The sequence below is a fragment of the Maricaulis maris genome (assembly GCF_049116555.1).
In the GTDB taxonomy this organism is placed as follows: domain Bacteria; phylum Pseudomonadota; class Alphaproteobacteria; order Caulobacterales; family Maricaulaceae; genus Maricaulis; species Maricaulis maris_C.
Genome location: NZ_JAGDYT010000001.1, coordinates 316,653 through 334,547 on the forward strand (window position 1 = coordinate 316,653; position 17,895 = coordinate 334,547).

Annotated in this window: 18 protein-coding genes; 13 read left to right on the forward strand and 5 right to left on the reverse strand. The window is 62.2% G+C overall.

The window, feature by feature from the left end; translation table 11 throughout:
- The first annotated feature begins 62 nt into the window (after positions 1-62).
- The 6 genes from JXQ94_RS01355 to tkt all read left to right on the forward strand — a co-directional run bounded on the left by JXQ94_RS01355 (position 63) and on the right by tkt (position 8,237).
- Complete coding sequence (locus JXQ94_RS01355; RefSeq protein ID WP_421922032.1) at positions 63-878, forward strand: TIGR00282 family metallophosphoesterase; 816 nt, start codon at positions 63-65, stop codon at positions 876-878.
- A 645-nt stretch (positions 879-1,523) separates the two neighbouring features.
- Positions 1,524-2,585: a mannose-1-phosphate guanylyltransferase/mannose-6-phosphate isomerase gene (locus JXQ94_RS01360; protein WP_421922666.1), complete on the forward strand. Its 1,062-nt coding sequence runs from the start codon at positions 1,524-1,526 to the stop codon at positions 2,583-2,585.
- 93 nt (positions 2,586-2,678) lie between these two features.
- Positions 2,679-3,443, forward strand: coding sequence for a YebC/PmpR family DNA-binding transcriptional regulator (locus JXQ94_RS01365; protein WP_421922033.1), 765 nt, complete (start codon positions 2,679-2,681; stop codon positions 3,441-3,443).
- A gap of 27 nt (positions 3,444-3,470) precedes the next feature.
- Positions 3,471-4,616: an AGE family epimerase/isomerase gene (locus JXQ94_RS01370; RefSeq protein WP_421922034.1), complete on the forward strand. Its 1,146-nt coding sequence runs from the start codon at positions 3,471-3,473 to the stop codon at positions 4,614-4,616.
- A gap of 55 nt (positions 4,617-4,671) precedes the next feature.
- Positions 4,672-6,225: a glucose-6-phosphate isomerase gene (pgi, locus tag JXQ94_RS01375; protein WP_421922035.1), complete on the forward strand. Its 1,554-nt coding sequence runs from the start codon at positions 4,672-4,674 to the stop codon at positions 6,223-6,225.
- Between the two features lie 29 nt (positions 6,226-6,254).
- Positions 6,255-8,237: a transketolase gene (tkt, locus tag JXQ94_RS01380; RefSeq protein ID WP_421922036.1), complete on the forward strand. Its 1,983-nt coding sequence runs from the start codon at positions 6,255-6,257 to the stop codon at positions 8,235-8,237.
- Positions 8,238-8,255: 18 nt separating this feature from the next.
- Here tkt and JXQ94_RS01385 read toward each other — a convergent pair whose 3' ends face one another.
- From JXQ94_RS01385 to JXQ94_RS01405, 5 genes are all read right to left on the reverse strand, one after another.
- Positions 8,256-9,395, reverse strand: coding sequence for an SMP-30/gluconolactonase/LRE family protein (locus tag JXQ94_RS01385; RefSeq protein WP_421922037.1), 1,140 nt, complete (start codon positions 9,393-9,395; stop codon positions 8,256-8,258).
- Between the two features lie 135 nt (positions 9,396-9,530).
- Positions 9,531-10,715 (reverse strand): cupin domain-containing protein, encoded by a 1,185-nt coding sequence (locus JXQ94_RS01390; protein ID WP_421922038.1) that lies wholly within the window; start codon positions 10,713-10,715, stop codon positions 9,531-9,533.
- A gap of 140 nt (positions 10,716-10,855) precedes the next feature.
- Positions 10,856-11,410, reverse strand: a complete 555-nt coding sequence (locus JXQ94_RS01395) for a hypothetical protein (protein ID WP_421922039.1) — start codon at positions 11,408-11,410, stop codon at positions 10,856-10,858.
- A gap of 54 nt (positions 11,411-11,464) precedes the next feature.
- The gene (locus tag JXQ94_RS01400; protein WP_421922040.1) at positions 11,465-12,088 is read right to left on the reverse strand and encodes a hypothetical protein; all 624 of its coding nucleotides are present in this window, start codon (positions 12,086-12,088) and stop codon (positions 11,465-11,467) included.
- Between the two features lie 105 nt (positions 12,089-12,193).
- Positions 12,194-12,529, reverse strand: a complete 336-nt coding sequence (locus tag JXQ94_RS01405; protein WP_421922041.1) for a hypothetical protein — start codon at positions 12,527-12,529, stop codon at positions 12,194-12,196.
- A gap of 316 nt (positions 12,530-12,845) precedes the next feature.
- On the opposite strand from JXQ94_RS01405, the gene ruvC reads away from it, so the two are divergent.
- The 7 genes from ruvC (at position 12,846) to tolQ (ending at position 17,892) form a co-directional block, all read left to right on the forward strand.
- Entirely contained in the window at positions 12,846-13,346 is a 501-nt protein-coding gene (ruvC, locus tag JXQ94_RS01410) for a crossover junction endodeoxyribonuclease RuvC (RefSeq protein WP_421922042.1), read from the forward strand.
- Positions 13,343-13,984: a Holliday junction branch migration protein RuvA gene (ruvA, locus tag JXQ94_RS01415; protein WP_421922043.1), complete on the forward strand. Its 642-nt coding sequence runs from the start codon at positions 13,343-13,345 to the stop codon at positions 13,982-13,984. The genes ruvC and ruvA overlap by 4 nt, the downstream gene beginning before the upstream one ends.
- Positions 13,981-14,781, forward strand: coding sequence for an MBL fold metallo-hydrolase (locus tag JXQ94_RS01420; protein ID WP_421922044.1), 801 nt, complete (start codon positions 13,981-13,983; stop codon positions 14,779-14,781). Before ruvA ends, JXQ94_RS01420 begins: the two co-directional genes overlap by 4 nt.
- On the forward strand, positions 14,774-15,829 hold the full coding sequence (gene ruvB, locus JXQ94_RS01425; protein ID WP_421922045.1) for a Holliday junction branch migration DNA helicase RuvB: 1,056 nt from the start codon (positions 14,774-14,776) through the stop codon (positions 15,827-15,829). Before JXQ94_RS01420 ends, ruvB begins: the two co-directional genes overlap by 8 nt.
- Positions 15,826-16,290, forward strand: a complete 465-nt coding sequence (gene ybgC / locus JXQ94_RS01430; RefSeq protein WP_421922046.1) for a tol-pal system-associated acyl-CoA thioesterase — start codon at positions 15,826-15,828, stop codon at positions 16,288-16,290. Before ruvB ends, ybgC begins: the two co-directional genes overlap by 4 nt.
- A gap of 91 nt (positions 16,291-16,381) precedes the next feature.
- Positions 16,382-17,050 (forward strand): hypothetical protein, encoded by a 669-nt coding sequence (locus tag JXQ94_RS01435; protein WP_421922047.1) that lies wholly within the window; start codon positions 16,382-16,384, stop codon positions 17,048-17,050.
- 173 nt (positions 17,051-17,223) lie between these two features.
- The gene (tolQ, locus tag JXQ94_RS01440) at positions 17,224-17,892 is read left to right on the forward strand and encodes a protein TolQ (protein ID WP_421922048.1); all 669 of its coding nucleotides are present in this window, start codon (positions 17,224-17,226) and stop codon (positions 17,890-17,892) included.
- The last annotated feature ends 3 nt before the right edge of the window (positions 17,893-17,895 follow it).

Below are 17,895 nucleotides of genomic sequence, written 5' to 3' on the forward strand. Positions count from 1 at the left end.
GGACTTTCCATCTGTGATGCGCCATATCCGACAGCCCATTGTCTGACGGAGTTTGTGAATTCATGCGCCTGGCCTTTTTCGGAGATATTGTCGGCAAGACCGGTCGGCGGGCGGTCGAAGACCATCTGCCGCGTGTGCGTGAGGCGCTACAGCTCGATTTCGTCGTCATCAATGCCGAGAATGCGGCTGCAGGTTTCGGCGTGACCGAGAAAATCTGCAACCAGCTCTTCGATCTCGGCGTGGATGTTCTGACGCTGGGCAATCATGCCTGGGACCAGCGCGAGACCCTGTCCTTTATTGATCGCGAACCGCGCCTTTTGCGGCCGGCCAATTATCCGGTCGGGTCGACGCCGGGCGCCGGCGCGAATTTGTACGACCTGCCGGATGGGCGGCGGGTTTTCGTCATGAATGTCATGGGCAATCTTTTCATGGAGAGTCTCGACGACCCTTTCTCTGCGGTTGAGCGTGAACTTGCGGCAGCGCCGCTTGGCGTGGTCGCCGATGCCGCCATTGTCGATTTTCATGGTGAAGCGACCAGCGAGAAGATGGCGATGGGTGCCTTTTGTGACGGACGGGCCAGCCTGGTGGTGGGGACACATACACACGTGCCGACTGCCGATGCCCGCGTATTGCCGGGCGGCACGGGATACCAGACTGATGCCGGCATGTGTGGCGACTATGACAGCGTGATTGGCATGGACAAGGAAGAGCCCTTGCGTCGATTTACGACCCGCATGCGCTCAGGTCGGTTCGAACCGGCGACCGGCGAGGCGACCCTTTGCGGAGTCTTTGTCGAGACCGATGACGCGACTGGTTTGGCAACCCGATGTGAACCAATCCGCCTTGGCGGGCAGCTTGCCGAGTGCCTGCCCGTCTGATGTGACAATTTTGCTGCGGCGCAGCACAAACCTTCCGGTTCGCAGCTGCAACCGGTTGATCCCCTTTGCTGGACCGCTAGCGTGGTTTTCTGCGCTGATGTGATGATGCTCACGGCGCGGCTTGCGGTTCTGCGGCATGAAGGCTGCATTACCGTTTGTACAGTCCGAGCATGATGACGGTCACGGGAGGTGGCACATCGCGTTCGGTGCGGGACGTAGCGCGCCAGCCGGCAGGAATTGGGGGGAAAAGTGTTCAAGCAGACAATCAGGTTTGAGGACGCGAAGTCAGCACACGAGTTTGATCAGCATATCGGTGCTTTCCTGCGATCTATCGATAGTGAAAATGCGGCAGCGGCAGCGTGCCTCTTCACGGCCAGCCGTCAGGATGGCGATGCCTATGTCCGGATTGTTCAAACCGACTGCGCGGACCTTCTTGGGCGGTTGTTGAACTATTTGTCCGCGCGTGACTTTCCGCCTGCGACGCAGGTCGAGCGACGGGTTCGTGCATCCACTCACTGACCGGCACTGACATTCCGGGTTTTCCGGGTCTTGAAGGCATTGCCATCCCCGCATGACTTGGGCCATGTCTAGGCGCGCGTCGAGCAAGAGAAGGGTCAGGCGATGAGCGTTGTGGTTCCAGTCATCATGTCGGGGGGCTCGGGTACCCGCTTGTGGCCGCTCTCGCGAACGGCCCACCCAAAGCAGTTGCACGCACTCGTGACAGAACTGTCGATGGTCCAGGAGACCGCGCTGCGAGTCGCCGAATCCACCAAGAGTTTCCAGTTCGAGCGTCCGATCGTTGTGTTGAACGAGATTCAGCACGAGCTGGCGCGGCTTCAGCTGGAAGCCATGTCCGTTCCGACCTCTCATTTCGTGATCGAGCCTGTTGCCCGCAATACGGCTGCCGTTGCCGCCGTAGCCGCGCATCTTGTGGCGCGCGAACATGGTCCCGACGCGCTGGTATTATTGCTGCCCGCGGATCATCACATCCGCGATGTCGCAGCGTTTCACGGGGCGATCGAAACGGCAGCGTCAGCGGCGTCTTCCGGTGCGATCACCACATTCGGTATCAAGCCGACGGGTCCCGAGACCGGATATGGTTATATCGAGCGCGGCGAGCCGCTGGGCGATGCCTTCCAGGTCGAGCGCTTCACCGAGAAGCCCAAACTTGATGTCGCGCAATCCTTCCTCGATACCGGCCGATATTACTGGAATGCTGGCATCTTTCTGTTTGGCTCGGGCGCTGTCATCAGGGAAATGGAGCAGCTTTGTGCGCCGATCGCGCAGGCGGCCAAGAGGGCGCTGACCCACGCGAGCGAAGTCAGTGACGAGGTCAATCTGTGTGCTGAGAGCTTTGCGGACTGTCCCTCCAATTCCTTCGACTATGCGGTCATGGAGAAGACGGACAAGGCCGTGGTCGTCCCGGCTGATATTGGATGGTCCGATATCGGTGCCTGGCAGGCACTGTTCGATGTTGCCGAGGACAAGACCGCTGATGGCAATGTCGAGCGCGGCGATGTTCACCTTGTGGACACGCGTGATTCCTATGTGATGTCCGCCGGTCCCCGTGTGGGTGTTGTCGGGTTGACCAATGTGGTTGTCGTCGTCACCGACGATGCCGTCCTGGTCAGTGACATATCCCGGACACAGGATGTGAAGTCACTCGTGAATGCCCTCAAGGATGAGGGCCGTTCCGAATTGCTGTGAGCGACGCGTCGGAATATGGCGTGGGGTGTGGCGTTTGCGCGCCATTCTGGGTAAGGAAGTCGCCTCGAATCCGCAGGAAGAGGGATCCCGAACATGGCCGGACACTCCAAATGGGCCAATATCCAGCACCGCAAGGGGCGTCAGGACAAGCTGCGTTCCAAATTGTTCTCGCGACTGTCGAAGGAAATTTCGATCGCCGCGAAGCTTGGCGGACCGGATCCGGACGCCAATCCGCGCTTGCGGCTGGCCGTGGCCAACGCCAAGGGCCAGTCCATGCCCAAGGACAATATCCAGCGCGCCATTGACAAGGCGTCTGGTGGCGACGGCGACGCCTATGAAGATATCCGCTATGAGGGCTTCGGTCCGGCCGGGATTGGCGTGATCGTCGAAGTCTCCACCGACAATCGCAACCGCGCCGCCGCTGAAGTGCGAACCGCTTTCGCCAAGAATGGCGGCAATCTGGGCGAAACCGGGTCGGTTGCCTTCATGTTCGATAATGTCGGCGAGATACGTTACCCGCTCTCGATCGCCGACGAAGACGCGATGATGGAAGCTGCGATCGAAGCTGGCGCCGAGGATGTCGGCTCGGAAGACGGCGATGAGGACAATGAGGGCGAGCACGTCATTTACACGGCGCGCGAGGGGCTCATGGAAGTGGTCGGAAGTCTGTCCGAGCGTTTCGACGACCCGTCATCGGCCAAGCTGATATGGCGCCCGCAAAACCTCATTGACGTGACAGGCGACAAGGTCGCGACCCTCATGAAGATGATGGAAACGCTGGAAGATTGTGACGACGTGCAGAACGTCTATGCCAATTTCGACATTTCCGATGAGGACATGGCGCAGCTAGGCGACTAGGCGGGCCGGCGCTCGGGGGGGTCAGTGATGAGCTGTGTAGAGCGCTTCGTGGAATGGGGTATTTCGCATGCCCTTCCGTTCTGGGAGGAGCGTGCTTGGGACAAGCGATCTGGCGGTTTTCTCGAATCGCTCAGCTTTGATGGTCTTCCGATTTCGGGCGATACGAGGCGTGTCCGGACGCAGGCGCGTCAGGTTTTCGTGTTTGCTCGCGCGCATCTTGAGGGCTGGTGTGATGGCCGCGATCTCGCTCTTGAGGGGTACGCGCTTCTCGAGCGCCGCGCGAAAGCGCCTGACGGAAACCCCGGCTGGGTTCATCGGCTTACGGATTCCGGCGAGGTCGCGGATCCGTTGCGTGACCTCTATGATCATGCCTTCATCCTTCTGGCCCAAGCGTGGATGTACCGGCTGACGGGCGATGGCTATTTCCAGGCCGGGGCGCAAGATGTACTGGCCTTTCTGGACGAGCGGTTCGCGCACGAAGCCGGCGGATATCGCGAGAATCTGGGCGGGGCTCAGCTGCCGCGCCGCCAGAATCCTCACATGCACCTTTTCGAGTGCCTGCTTGCTTGGCATCAGGTGACCGGCGATCTGGCCTATCTTGAACGTGCGGACCGGATCGCCGCCCTCCTGTCCCGAGCCTTTTTGGACCAGTCCGAAGGTTGGCTCGGGGAGTGTTTCGATTCAGACCTCACCCCCGCCGCCGGCACCGCCGGGCAATTGGTTGAGCCGGGCCACGAGTTCGAATGGGTCTGGCTTCTTGCCGATTACCGCGAGGCGGGCGGTCAGATGACGGATGCGGTTTCGGACAGGCTGTATGATCACGCTGCCCGCTTCGGCCCAAATCACTCGCAGGGCTTTGTTCAAAGCTCGATTTCGGCCAGTGGGGAGCGGGTCGAGGGTGGCTCGCGTACCTGGGTGCAAACCGAGTGGCTGCGGGCAACATTGGCCCGGCGTCGCGCCGGCTATCCGGGCGCTGTCGAGGCCTCCGAGACAGCGGCGGAGCAGTTGATGAAGTGGCATCTCGACCCCGCCATACCCGGTGGCTGGATTGACCAGGTCGATGCCGACGGATTGCGTGTCGCCGATCGCATGCCGGCCAGTACGCTCTATCACTTGCTCGGCGCGGTGATTGACGCCCGGCGGACGCTGGAAAGCACCGGCAACGCCTTGTGAAGCGACGTGCCTGCCAATAGGTTGGTCATCTCCCATCTCGACATCAGGATTTCCCGTGTCCGATACTGATCTGAATACCCATGCCGAGCGCCTGTCCGGCGCGTCACTCCGCGCGCTTGCCGAGGCAGGTGAGGCCCGTTCCCGGGCGCTTATCCTGCACGCGGCGGGCCTTGAGTTCGACGCAACCAAACAGCGGCTCGACCCGGCTGCGCTCTCAGCGCTGCTCGATACAGCCCGCGCGAGGGGACTTGAAAGCAAGCGTGATGCGCTTCTCTCGGGTGAAATTGTGAACGCTACCGAAGGGCGCCCTGCGCTTCACATGGCCTATCGCCACGGTGGTCATCTTGCGGGCAGCGATGCCGCCAGCCTTGTGACGCGGACCCAGGCGCAGACGCGGGCATTCGCCGAGCGCGTTCGGAGTGGTGAATTTGCGCCGTCCGGCGTCGCGATCGAGCGTGTGGTGAATATCGGGATTGGCGGATCGGACCTCGGCCCGCGCCTGGTGGCCGATGCCCTCGCGGATCACGCGGATGGCGGCCCTGAATTGCGGTTCGTGGCCAGTCTCGATCCGAGCGATCTGAAGCATGCGATCGCCGGCGTAAACCCGGCCGCTATTCTCTTCATTGTGGCGTCGAAGTCCTTCTCTACCCAGGAGACGCTGATGTCCGGCGAGGCCGCGCGTGAATGGCTGGCCGGCCATGTCGGCGCTGACCGGGCCGGTGCCCATTTCGCGGCGGCGTCCGCCGCACCGGACAAGGCCAAGGCCTTTGGCATCGACCCTGCCTTGGTGTTCGATTTTCCCGACTGGGTCGGTGGCCGCTACTCGGTCTGGAGTGCGGTTGGACTGGCGCTGGAGATCGGCCTCGGGCCGAATGTTTTCCAGGCCTTCCGGGATGGCGCCCGGGCGATGGACGAGCACTTCGCCACTGCCCCGCTCGAGCGCAATATGCCGGTGCTCAAGGGCCTTATTGATGTCTGGAACCGGGTCGCTCTGGGCTATCCGGCGCGTTGCGTCGCCGCCTATTCGGCCCGCCTTGGCAAGCTCGCAGATTATTTCCAGCAGCTGGAAATGGAGTCGCTGGGCAAGTCGGTGACCGTGGACGGCAAGCCGGGGCCGACGCCGGGCGGTGCTCTTGTCTGGGGTGGCAACGGGACCGAGATCCAGCACTCCTTCTTCCAGTGGCTGCATCAGGGCGGTGACATTGTGCCCGTTGATTTCATCGGCATCAGGCGACATTTCGGCAGCCCCGATCCGCGCGAGCGGGCATTGGCGGCGAACATGGCGGCGCAAGGTGCGGCGCTCCTCGATGGTCGCCTGGTCGACCCGGCCAGTGAGCCTGAACTGGCGGCGCACAAGTCAATGCCGGGCGGCCGCCCCTCCGCAACCCTGTTGCTGGATGATCTGACGCCGGCGACATTGGGTGCCCTTATCGCCTTGCATGAACACAAGGTTTTTGTTGAAAGCGTTCTGTACGAGATAAATCCGTTCGACCAATGGGGTGTTGAACTGGGAAAGGTGCTGACCAAGGGGATTTTGGACGGCGATATTTCCGGTTATGACGCCTCCACCAAAGCCCTGCTCGCCAGGACCGGCCTGACCGCCGACTGATCTGCGCCACGGCGCATGGAGACCCTCTCATGACAACGCCTCCCATCTCCGTTTCGATGTCTGACATGGCAAATGCCATCCGCGCCCTGTCCATGGATGCCGTCCAGAAAGCGAATTCAGGGCATCCGGGCATGCCGATGGGTATGGCGGATGTGGCGACCGTGTTGTGGTCCAAGCACATGAAGTTCGACCCCGCGGCGCCGGCCTGGGCTGATCGCGACCGATTCGTGCTTTCGGCCGGTCATGGGTCGATGTTGCTCTATTCCATCCTCCACCTGACCGGGTTCGAGGATATCACCATCGATCAAATCAAGGACTTCCGTCAGCTCGACAGCCTTACGGCCGGCCATCCGGAATATGGCCACACGCCTGGTGTTGAAGCGACGACAGGGCCGCTGGGGCAGGGCATTTCCATGTCCGTCGGCATGGCGTTGGCCGAGCGGATGATGAATGCCCGTTTCGGCGATGAGCTTGTCGACCACCGGACCTGGGTGATCGCGTCGGATGGCGATCTACAGGAGGGTGTTTCCCACGAAGCGATTTCGCTGGCAGGCCATCTCGGCCTCAATCGGCTGTGCGTGCTTTGGGATGACAATGAGATTTCCATCGATGGCCCGACGGATCTGTCAGAGAGCACGGATGTTCTCAAGCGCTTCGAGGCGGCCGGCTGGGCCGTGTCGCGCGTCGATGGTCATGACCATGCCGCCATTGATGCGGCGCTTCAGGCAGCGCGGTCGTCGGACAAGCCCGTCCTGATCGCCTGCCGCACCACGATCGGGTTCGGCGCTCCGACAAAGGCCGGCACCGCTGGCAGTCATGGTGCGCCTTTGGGTGATGATGAAATTGCCGGCACGCGGGCCGCACTGGGATGGGAATCCGCGCCGTTTGATATCCCTTCGGATATTCGTGATGCTTGGGCCGCCACCGGATCGGCCGACGCGCACCAGGCCTGGCAGGACCGGCTCGCCGGCTCCGACAAGGCTGATGATTTCGTGGCACAGATTTCCGGCGAACCGGGCGAGGCCGAGCTGGCTGCGCTAGACGGCTGGCGCCGCAAGGTCGCTGAGGACAAGCCGGTTCTCGCAACCCGCGCCGCGTCCGGCCAGACCCTGGCTGCGATAATCGGGGACTGGCCAACCCTGGCGGGCGGCTCTGCCGATCTCGCCGGCTCCAACCTTACCAAAACGCCGGATGTCGGCGTGGTCAAAGCTGGTGATTATGCCGGCCAATACATCCATTTTGGCGTGCGCGAGCATGGCATGGCGGCTTGTGCCAATGGCATGGCGCTGCATGGCGGTTTCCGGCCGCATGTTGCGACCTTCCTCGTCTTCGCCGATTATTGCCGTCCATCCATGCGCTTGTCCTCGCTGATGCATCAGCCAGTCGTTTACGTCATGACCCACGACTCGATCGGTCTGGGTGAAGACGGTCCGACGCACCAGCCGGTCGAAACTTTGGCGTCGCTTCGCGCCATGCCCAACATGCAGGTCTTTCGCCCGGCGGACGCCCTGGAGACGGCCGAAGCTTGGGATCTGGCCCTGCGCCGGATAGACGGACCGTCCGTATTGGCCCTGTCGCGACAGAAGCTGCCCTTCCTGCGCGAGGATGATGGCAGCGAGAACCGCTCGGCCCGCGGTGGCTATATCTTGTCCGATGTCGAGGGCGCGCCCGATGTCGTACTTGTGGCGACCGGCTCGGAGCTCAGCCTGGCGGTCGAAGCGGCGACTGCGTTGCGTGCCAAGGGGCGTTCTGTTCGTGTGGTTTCCGCCCCTTGTCTGGACCTTCTGCTCGAGCAGGATGCAGCCTATGTCGACAGCCTCTTTCCCGCCGGAATACCTGTGGTTGCCTGTGAAGCCGCGCTGCGGTTTGGCTGGGATCAGGTGATTGGCCGCAAGGGCGGTTTCGTGGGTATGACCGGGTTTGGTGCCAGCGCGCCTGCCGAGGCGCTCTATGAGCATTTCGGTATCACGGCAGCCGGCATTGTCGATTGCGCGGAAGCACTGCTGGGCTGATCAGCCGGTTGGCTGGGATCAGTCCGTATCCGCTATGGCGCGTGTTGACGGGTCGAAAAGGCTCGCTTGCACGGCGGCCTGGGGCAGCTGGGCCAGGTAGTTGCAATCAGTCGAGCCAAACCAGAGGTCCTGACTGTCCGTTATGGTCAGGCTGGAAACCTGGCAAATATGCCGGCCAGAATCGTCCAGCGTGGCAATGATCTCGCCGCTTGTCTCGTTCAGGACTGCAATGAAGGGAGTGGGCCGGCTCGTTGGCGGGCGAAGCCATCGGGGCAGACGCGCGATGATTTCGGCCAGCCAGGGATTCTTGCGAATTGTCCGGAGTGCCTCGCTGCGGCGCGCCGACATGGCGATAAAAAGATGCCCATCGCCGTCAGTGTCGAGCCCTTCCGGAAATCCCGGGAGATTATTCGCGAAAACCTCGGTAGCGCCCGCCTGCGGCCCGTCGACCCAGTGGCGCAGGACGCGAAAGCGAAACGTCTCGGCGATGTAGATGGATTGCTGATCGGACGCGACGGCGATTCCATTGGGGTAGTAGAGGCGGTCCGCGGCCAGTCGGGTGCGGCGGGCGCGTGGATCCCAGACGTAGAGCGCGCCATGCGGCCGGTTCTCCAGCATGTTGATTTGGTGGCGTTCTGCGTGTCTCTCATGATGGATCAGGGTCGATGAATCGGTGAAGTAGATCTGCCCATCAGGTGCGACGGCCAGATCATTGGCGAAGCCGAAGGGATAGCCGGGGACGCCGGCACTGACCCGGTGAGCCTCGCCGGTTACGAGGTTCAACTCGAACAGACCAGAAGGCGTGGTGACGCCGAGGACGGTTTCACCGATCCAGTCGATTCCGCTGACAGGTGCATCGCCGAGATCGGCGAGCGCGACATCCTCGCCCGCCGTTGATCGGCGGCGGACCTCGCCGGTGTGCGTGCCATAATAGATGGTGCCATTGTCGGATACGATGAAGCCGCGGGCGGCGCCGGCCGTACCCAGATGGGTTAGCTGGGCGTCGTTCAGCGCGGGGCGTGGAGCCAGCGCACCGGTCAGGGCCGGAGGTTCGGGCTCATCCCAATAGACGGCATTGATCGGAGATGGCCACATCAGCCAAAGCGTCGCATAGACAACAAGCGAACTCAGGATTATGGCGCCGAAGCGGAAATACATGCCAACCTGCAGACAAATGTGCGGCCCGGACGTGCCGGGCCGCTTCAGGGAGGCGCATGTAGGGTTGTAACCCTGGACAGTTCAAGGTGTCGCTCGGTTTTGAATTATAACCTGTCGCTGGGCCCCGAGCCTGGATCAGACCGGTATTGTCAGCCCGTAAGCGTGCAGTTTTCCAAGCGTCTCGATTGCGGCGGCCTCTTCCTGGCCCTCGAAGCTTGCTGCTGTGACCTCACCGCCATCGAGCAATTTGTGAAGACCGGCTTCTGCCTCGGCCGGGAAACGAACCTCGCCGCCAGCGGTGATGAGGACATTCTCGTCGCCGTCGCCGGCAAAACGCCATGGCACAAAGGCGCGCAAGCGGAAGGCCTGGCCCGGACGCGCTGGCGCGGTATAGCCACTGATCGTGCCGCGGGTATTGGGCACGCGCGAGCGGATGAAGCTGTCGACGAAGAAGTCCATTGCACCGTCGAGGCTCATTTCCTGAACCAGCGTGTCGGTCAATCCCTTGAATTGTTCAGCGGCCTGGCTGCGGTCGTATTCGGGCTGGGCAAAGCCGGGCGGAAGCGCGTGCCGCATGGCCGGGGTGCGCAGCGCGACTTCCGATACGGCTTCAAGCATCAGGTCGGCCCAGGTCTTTACGATCAGTCCCAGCGTGATGTGCAGGGAAGCCGTCTCACCATGGGTCTGTGCGTCATGCATCAGCCCGCGCGGGACATAAATGCACTCGCCGGCCTTGAGGACGAATTCGGCAACCGGTTCACCGGCCTGGTGGGCTTCAGGGCTGAAGCCTTCGCCGCGATAGGGGTTCTCGACGGGCGTTTCATAGAAGCGCCAGAGCTTCTCACCCTCAATCTGGAGGACGAAAACATCGTGGTCGTCGTAATGAGTGTTGAAGCCCTGATTGTCCGGCGGGGTCAGATAGATATTGGTCTGGACGTGGCAGCTCAGGATGGATTCGACCGCGCGGCAGAACTCTCCCAGAACGGCATCCGTCATGTGCAATTGGGGGAGGATGACCGTCGCACCCTGACGATATTGGTTGGCGACGCCGCCGCGGTCCACATATCCGGTGTCGAACATGTAGTCCTCACGGCGGACCGGCGGTTCCGATCGCGCCATGTCCAGAGACCCTTCTCGCAGGTCAATGCTGGAAATGATGTCATCGATACGGGCGATGGAGAGCAGACCGGCATAACGCCCCGCATCCTCACGGTGGACGATCAGCGGCTTCTTCTCGTGGTAGTCACGAAAAAAGGCCTCGCGATCGATCGGATCGATCATTGCGCGAAACGGATCAGTCAGCCAGAGCGGTGCAGTCATGTGGTGTGTCTCCCCCTTCGAGTCTTTGAAAAAACTATCGAGTTGCGCATGCCTTGTCGCCTGCGCGGATGGTCGCGCTCTGGCCACACATGAAAAACCCCCGCGCTGAAGCGCGGGGGTTGATCAGGTCACCCATCATGTCAGCAGCGTCGGCCTCCGCCGACAGGGTCGGCGTAGGAGCCGGTGTCGCTGTCGGTGCAGGAGCGACCGCCACGGCCGCCACCAACCGGGTCAGCATAGCGACCGCTGTCGCTGTCGGTGACGCCTCGGCTGCCGCCACCGCGCCCCCGTCCGACCGGGTCGGCATAGCTGCCTGTATCGCTGTCGGTGACGCCTGAACTGCCGCGTCCTCGACCCGCCGGATCTGCATAATTCCCGCTATCGGCATCCGTGACGCCACCGCCGCGCCCGCCGCCGACCGAATCGGCATAGCTACCGGAATCAGCGTCCGTGACACCACCGCCGCGACCGTTTCCAACCGGATCGGCGTAGCGGCCCGTATCGCTATCAGTCGCGCCGGTTGTGCCATATCCGCCACGACCTGCGCCGGCGGGATCGGCGTAGCGACCGGTATCACTGTCAGTATAGCCCGTTGTCGCGCAGCCCGCGACGGTTCCCGCAGCGCCCGTTACCACTGCTGCCCCGGCGACGCGGGTCAGGAAGGAACGACGGGAAAGCTTTCCTCGTTTGGCCATTCAAGCCTCCATAAGCGAGATCGGTACCGACCGCGTCGGCCGACCTGGCAAAACTCAGCGGCAGCGATCACCGCGGCCTACCGGATCGGCGTAGGATCCCGTATCGCTGTCTGTGCACGATCGTCGACCGCGGCCATTGCCGGCCGGATCGGCGTAGGAACCGGAATCGCTGTCCGTGATGCCGGAGCGCCCGCGTCCATTGCCGACCGGGTCCGCATAGGCGCCGGTGTCGCTGTCAGTGATGCCTGAGCTGCGACGCCCGCGACCATTGCCGGCGGGGTCTGCGTAGGAGCCGCTATCGCTATCCGTCACGCCTGTGCGTCCCCGGCCATTACCGGCGGGGTCGGCATAAGCACCGGAATCGCTGTCCGTCACGCCTGTGCGCCCGCGGCCATTTCCGGCGGGGTCGGCATAAGCGCCGGAATCACTATCCGTCACGCCTGTGCTGCCGCGGCCATAACCGACACGGTCCGAATTGGATCCGGTGTCGGAATCCGTTGCGCCCGTGCGACCGTAGCCAGCGCGGTCGGCGTAACTGCCGCTATCGGAATCGGTTCGCCCGGTGTGGTTCTGAGCGAGTGATGCGCCTGTAATCGTCCCGGCTGCGCCGGAGGCGATGGCGGTTCCAGCGACGCGCGTCAGAAACGAGCGACGGCTGAGTTTGCCCTTCTTGGCCATGTAGCTACCTCTTTGTCGTGTCGGGCAATCCCCCAAGAACTGCCCCCCGTATCCCTCACGATTAAGATCCCACCACGGCGCCTGGAGGCGCCGTCGTTCAGTGTCCTAGCGGCTCGGTCCCCGACCGCGTCCAGGCGGATCGATGCAGCCTGAGCTGTCACCATCGGTGAAACCGCTATTGCCCCGGCCATAGCTTGCCTGGTCGGCGCAGGCGCCACTGTCATTGTCAGTGCGTCCGGTGCGGCTGGTCCCGTGGTTGACGTCGTCACTCGGATCGTTGTCGGTGATGCCGGTCCGGGCGACGCCGTCGCTCGGGTCCGCGTCCGCATAGCGTTGAACGATCGCAGCGCCGGCAACCGTTGCGAAGGCGCCGGTCGCAACTGTGCCACCCGCAACGCGGGTGAGGAATGAGCGGCGACTGATTTTGCCTTTTCTGGCCATGTCGAAAATCCCCAGCAACACAGTCGGGAGCGCCAAGGGGCGTTCCACTTGATTTCATTGAAAGTCTAAGCAGAGGCCGTCGCGCGGGCAATTGAAAGTTCAATAAAATATCGACAATTAAATCATATGGTTAGAGGCATTCTCGATAATGATTTGCAATTAAAATGAAGATGCGAATAGTTTGCATCCTGTATTTGCCGCGCATGAGAATTATTCGCAGGACCTGATCCGCAAGAGGCCTGCAGCGGGCGAATGCCGTTCCCGTCTTGTTCCGCGTGCCCGGCTGGTGTTAAGTAGCGGGAAGCAGGAGGGGCGAATGGCGATATCCGTGCGAATTCTGGGAATTGACCCGGGCCTGCGTCGAATGGGATGGGGTGTGGTGACCATCGAGGGCTCCAGTCTGAGGGCTGTCGCCCATGGCGTGGTAACGCCCTCCACAAGCGCGCCTCTCAGCGAGCGACTGTCTCATATTTTCAACGGCGTCAGTGATCTCGTTCGCGAGTATCGACCTGACGAGGCTGCCATCGAGGATGCTTTCATGGCGGCCAATGCTGCCTCGGCATTGAAGCTCGGCCACGCCCGGGCCGCTGCACTGCTCGCCCCGGCGCAGGCGGGCGTCCCTGTCGCCGAATATGCTGCGCGTCTCGTCAAGAAGTCAGTGGTTGGAACCGGTGCGGCCGACAAGGCCCAGGTTGCGGCCATGGTCGGAATTCTTCTCCCGGGCACAAAGGCGACGGGCGATGCTGCCGATGCCCTTGCCATCGCGATTTGTCACGCCCACCACAGGCGGGCAGCCGGAATAGGGAGTGCCGCATGATCGGGATGTTGAAGGGCCGGGTCGAGGCGCTCGGCGCGGACGAGCTCGTGCTCGATGTGCATGGGGTCGGATATCTGGTCGGTGCCGGCGCCCGTACATTGGCGCGGCTTGAGCCGGGCCAGGATATTGTCCTGCAGATTGAAACCCATGTCCGCGAGGACGCGTTCAAGTTGTTTGGCTTTATCGATGATATCGAGCGTGCTTGGTTCGTGCACTTGCAGAATATTCAGGGCGTCGGCGCGAAAGCCGCCTTCGCCATCCTGGACACCGTGCCGGTCAGCGAGATCGCTAATGCGGCTGCCCTCGGGGACAAGTCGACATTCGCCCGCGCAAAAGGAGTCGGACCGAAACTGGCCGCGCGGATCACCACCGAACTCAAGGACAAGGCGCCGCCGACCGGGCGAAGTTTCTCGATCGGCCTCCCCGTGCACGGGGGGGCAGAGGATGTCGCCGCCTCGAGCCAAGCCTCGCGCAGCATGGACAGCGTGGCACGTGAAGATGCCCTCTCTGCGCTAACCAATCTTGGCTATAATGAGAGCGCAGCCCGGCAGGCTGTTGCGGCGGCCCTTCGGGACCTCGGTGACGAGGCGCCCCTGGGAGATGTCATTCGCCTATCGCTCAAGGAGCTGGCTCCATGAACAGGCAGATACCCGCTTTCATCGCCGCCTTGATGGCGATGGCGGCGCCCGCCGTCGCACAGGACGTGGAGCCGATCGAAATCCGCATGATCGCCAATATGGGCGTTTTGATAAGCCAGGGCGAGAAGCGCGTCTTGATCGATGCGTTGTTCACGGACGTCTATGACGGTCGCTTCCGCGTTCCGACGGAGGCGGACCGCACGGCGATGATGGACGGGACCGGTGAGTTCGGGCGCAGCACACTGTTTTTGTTCACTCACAGCCATGGTGACCATTTTCACGGCCCGTCGGTGATGGAGACTTTTCAGCGTCAGAATACAGGCCAATTGATAGGCCCGCATGACGTTCTCGTCGCTGCAAATGGCGGCAATGAGATCATCCGGACGGCTCTGGAGAATTTGCCAGTGGGCGGGCCGTTCTCCGACTGGCAGCGCGAACGCAACGGTTTTGACATGGATAGCCGTCTGATGTTCCACGCCGACGGAATTGACAATCTCACCTATGCGCTCACCTTTGGCGAGACGACGCTTCTGCATCTCGGAGATACCGATCCGGACCGGGCCGACTTGACTGTCTGGGATGACATGGACATCGATGTGGTGATGTATCCGGTCTGGTGGGCGCAATCTGAACTGGGGCAGGCGAAGCTCAGGGGCGACTGGGCGGATGCCCGCCATATAGCGCTTCATATTCCCGCGCATATTTCACGCGAAGATGCGGTCGCCCATTTCGGTGAGGGGCATGTCCTCGTGGACGCGGGCGAGCGGATCACGATAGATCCCGGTGACCATGACTGACACGTCTGACCAGACCGGCGAGGACCGCCTTATCGACCAGGACATGCAGCCCGGTGACAGCCGTGATCGAGCCTTGCGGCCGCTCTCCTTCTGCGACTTCGTTGGCCAGAAAGCCGCCATCGGCAATCTCAAAGTCTTTGTCGAGGCGGCGCGTCGACGTGAAGAAGCCCTTGATCATGTTCTCCTGTCCGGCCCACCCGGGCTCGGCAAGACGACGCTGGCCCAGATCGTGGCGCGGGAGATGGGCGTCGGGTTTCGGGCAACATCGGGCCCGGTTATCGCCAAGGCCGGCGATCTCGCCGCCATTCTGACCAATCTTGAGCCGCGCGATGTTCTCTTCATTGACGAGATTCATCGTCTGGCACCGGCGGTCGAAGAAATTCTCTATCCGGCGATGGAGGATTACTGCCTTGACCTGGTGATCGGCGAGGGGCCGTCAGCGCGGACAGTCCGGATCGAATTGCCGCCCTTCACCCTCGTCGGTGCCACCACGCGCGCCGGCTTGCTGGCGACCCCGCTGCGGGATCGTTTCGGTGTTCCGGTCCGCCTGGAATTCTATGACGAGGCTGAGCTGGGCTTCATCGTGACACGGGCGGCGTCGAAATTCGGTATTGAGGCGACGCCGGACGGTGCCCGCGAAATTGCCCGTCGGGCGCGCGGTACGCCGCGGGTCGCCGGCCGCCTCTTGCGGCGGGTCCGGGATTTCGCCGAGGCTGACAATGCGCAGCAGATCACTGATGTGGTGGCTGATCGCGCGCTGAAGCGCCTTGAAGTCGATGAGATCGGGCTGGACAGTCTGGACCGCCGCTACCTCAAGGCGCTGGTTGAAAGTTTCGGAGGCGGACCGGTCGGTGTGGAAACCCTGGCTGCGGCACTCGCCGAAGCCAGGGACGCGCTGGAAGACGTGGTCGAGCCTTTCCTTATCCAGCAGGGCTTCATTCAGCGCACGCCGCGTGGTCGCCTCGCTGCGGCTCGTGCCTGGGACCATCTCGGACTGACGCCACCGCAATCAGGCAATGCCAGCCCGGGAGGACTGTTCGGTAAATGAGTGAGCACCTTCAGCCCGCCAGCGGTGAGTTCTGTGCCGACAAGGCGCACCGCCTGCCGGTTCGCGTATATTATGAAGACACCGACTTCTCGGGAGTCGTTTATCATGCGCGCTACCTGCACTTCTTCGAGAGGGGTCGCACCGAAAGCCTGCGGGCTTGCGGAATTCATCACTCGGAGTTGGCAGCGATGGATCCTCCGCTGGCCTTTGCTGTGCGCCGGATGGGAGTTGAGTTCATCCGCGCGGCCCGCGTCGATGATATTCTGGTTGTGGAGACCCGTTTCAGGCCGCAAGCCGGCGCCCGATTGATGATGGATCAGGCCTTGACCCGTGACGGTGAGACGATCGCCACCGCATCTGTGCAAGCGGTATGTATTGACGGGGCCGGGCGCGCGAAGCGGCCGCCTGAATGGATGCAAAAGCAGTGGCAGGATTTCGTCTTGACGACTATTTCAGAATAATTCGCATTTGCATACATAATCCACATTCGGGTCGAAGATGACTTGTGTGTAATCTATGGGATCGCTACCCCTGAAAGAACAGGGGATGTGTTTGGCTGACTACTTTAAAACACCCGGACAAGAAGGAACCGGCTCATCGCGGCAGCCGGACCCGCCCCCCAATTTCGGATTCAGCGTTGCGCGTGTGCTGCATGATGGCGCCGACGTCTTCATGCATTCGGTGCATGAATCGGCTGATGGCAGTGACGTCTGGGTGACCATGAGCCTGGTGCGTCGTGACGCGGCCGGCCTGATGACAGTCAAACGGCAGGTATCGGCGCGTTTCACGCCGAATGGCGCCCACAATGCGGCGTCAACGGCCGCGGAGTCGGACTCGCGTCTGGAAGACGAGGCCTCGCTGAACAAGGCGCAGGTGCGCGCCTATATCGACTTGGTCGTCGAGGGCGGCGGTTCCGAGCATCGCGACGCTTTCATCGATCGCGGCCGGTTCGTGTCGCACTCCGCCGACTCCTCATGTCGTGACGAGGGCTATGATGCGTTTGCCGCACGCCGCCGGCCAAGGCCGGGGCTGAGCTATCATGGCGTCGATGATGTGGTGGGAGAGGGGGGCTATGTTGCGGTTTTCTCCTGTTTCGACATGGATGGGGCGACATACCGCGCTTGCGACCTCTTGCGTCTCGAAGATGGACGCATCGTCGAGCACTGGGACGTTGTCGAAGAAGTCGCGCCTCATTCGGTTGCACACAACGATGATGCGTGAGCGCGCAGTATTTGCGGTTATCACCTCCTGAAATTTGCCGTATTCGGTAGGCAAGGATCCGTTCCGGGCGGAGCGCGTCATGGCAGGCATGGAGTCTGCATGGCGATTTGCGGATTGTGGAACACGGTATCGGACCGGTGTGGACACCGGGTCGAAGCGCAAGGGTGAGCGTTATGGAGTCTTCTGTCGTCGAGGTCGCACAAGTGGTGGAAGGCTTCTCCTTCTATTCTCTGTTCATGCGCGCCGACTGGGTGGTGAAGGGTGTGATGGGCATTCTCGCCTTCATGTCGGTCTGGTCGTGGGCAATTGCCATCGACAAGGCTCTGCAAATGCGTGGCCTGCATGCCAAGGCCAAGGTGTTCGAGCGCGAATTCTGGGCCGGCCGCTCAATCGACGCGCTGGCTGACCAGTTTGCCAAAAACCCGCGCGAGCCATTCTCGCGCGTCTTCGCGGCGGGTTTGCGTGAATGGAAGGGCGACAATGCCGGCGGGCGGGTCTCCAAAGCGGCAGGTGCGGAAGCCGGCCGCCAGATGACAAGTTCCGAAGGCGGCCTCGGCATTCTCGCCACGATCGCCTCGGCGGCGCCCTTCGTCGGCCTGTTCGGGACGGTCTGGGGCATCATGAATGCCTTCCGCTCGATTGCGGCCTCGCAGGACACCAATCTGGCGGTGGTTGCGCCGGGCATCGCCGAGGCGCTTTTCGCCACGGCGCTTGGCCTGCTTGCTGCGATACCGGCGGTCATCTTCTTCAACGCGCTGTCCGCCAACCTCGCCAAATATGGCTCTCGCCTCGACGGATTCGTGGACGAGTTGTCGGCCCTGGCCGACCGGGACGGACTGTAGTCC

What these genes read in the sequence shown, in the direction of transcription:
- JXQ94_RS01420 (WP_421922044.1), top strand. Translation starts at nt 13,981, where the DNA reads ATGAACAGGCAGATACCCGCTTTCATCGCCGCCTTGATGGCGATGGCG.
- ruvA (WP_421922043.1), top strand. Translation starts at nt 13,343, where the DNA reads ATGATCGGGATGTTGAAGGGCCGGGTCGAGGCGCTCGGCGCGGACGAG.
- JXQ94_RS01365 (WP_421922033.1), top strand. Translation starts at nt 2,679, where the DNA reads ATGGCCGGACACTCCAAATGGGCCAATATCCAGCACCGCAAGGGGCGT.
- JXQ94_RS01395 (WP_421922039.1), bottom strand. Translation starts at nt 11,410, where the DNA reads ATGGCCAAACGAGGAAAGCTTTCCCGTCGTTCCTTCCTGACCCGCGTC.
- JXQ94_RS01400 (WP_421922040.1), bottom strand. Translation starts at nt 12,088, where the DNA reads ATGGCCAAGAAGGGCAAACTCAGCCGTCGCTCGTTTCTGACGCGCGTC.
- ruvC (WP_421922042.1), top strand. Translation starts at nt 12,846, where the DNA reads ATGGCGATATCCGTGCGAATTCTGGGAATTGACCCGGGCCTGCGTCGA.
- JXQ94_RS01390 (WP_421922038.1), bottom strand. Translation starts at nt 10,715, where the DNA reads ATGACTGCACCGCTCTGGCTGACTGATCCGTTTCGCGCAATGATCGAT.
- JXQ94_RS01405 (WP_421922041.1), bottom strand. Translation starts at nt 12,529, where the DNA reads ATGGCCAGAAAAGGCAAAATCAGTCGCCGCTCATTCCTCACCCGCGTT.
- ruvB (WP_421922045.1), top strand. Translation starts at nt 14,774, where the DNA reads ATGACTGACACGTCTGACCAGACCGGCGAGGACCGCCTTATCGACCAG.
- JXQ94_RS01355 (WP_421922032.1), top strand. Translation starts at nt 63, where the DNA reads ATGCGCCTGGCCTTTTTCGGAGATATTGTCGGCAAGACCGGTCGGCGG.
- JXQ94_RS01370 (WP_421922034.1), top strand. Translation starts at nt 3,471, where the DNA reads ATGAGCTGTGTAGAGCGCTTCGTGGAATGGGGTATTTCGCATGCCCTT.
- ybgC (WP_421922046.1), top strand. Translation starts at nt 15,826, where the DNA reads ATGAGTGAGCACCTTCAGCCCGCCAGCGGTGAGTTCTGTGCCGACAAG.
- JXQ94_RS01385 (WP_421922037.1), bottom strand. Translation starts at nt 9,395, where the DNA reads ATGTATTTCCGCTTCGGCGCCATAATCCTGAGTTCGCTTGTTGTCTAT.
- tkt (WP_421922036.1), top strand. Translation starts at nt 6,255, where the DNA reads ATGACAACGCCTCCCATCTCCGTTTCGATGTCTGACATGGCAAATGCC.
- tolQ (WP_421922048.1), top strand. Translation starts at nt 17,224, where the DNA reads ATGGAGTCTTCTGTCGTCGAGGTCGCACAAGTGGTGGAAGGCTTCTCC.
- JXQ94_RS01360 (WP_421922666.1), top strand. Translation starts at nt 1,524, where the DNA reads ATGTCGGGGGGCTCGGGTACCCGCTTGTGGCCGCTCTCGCGAACGGCC.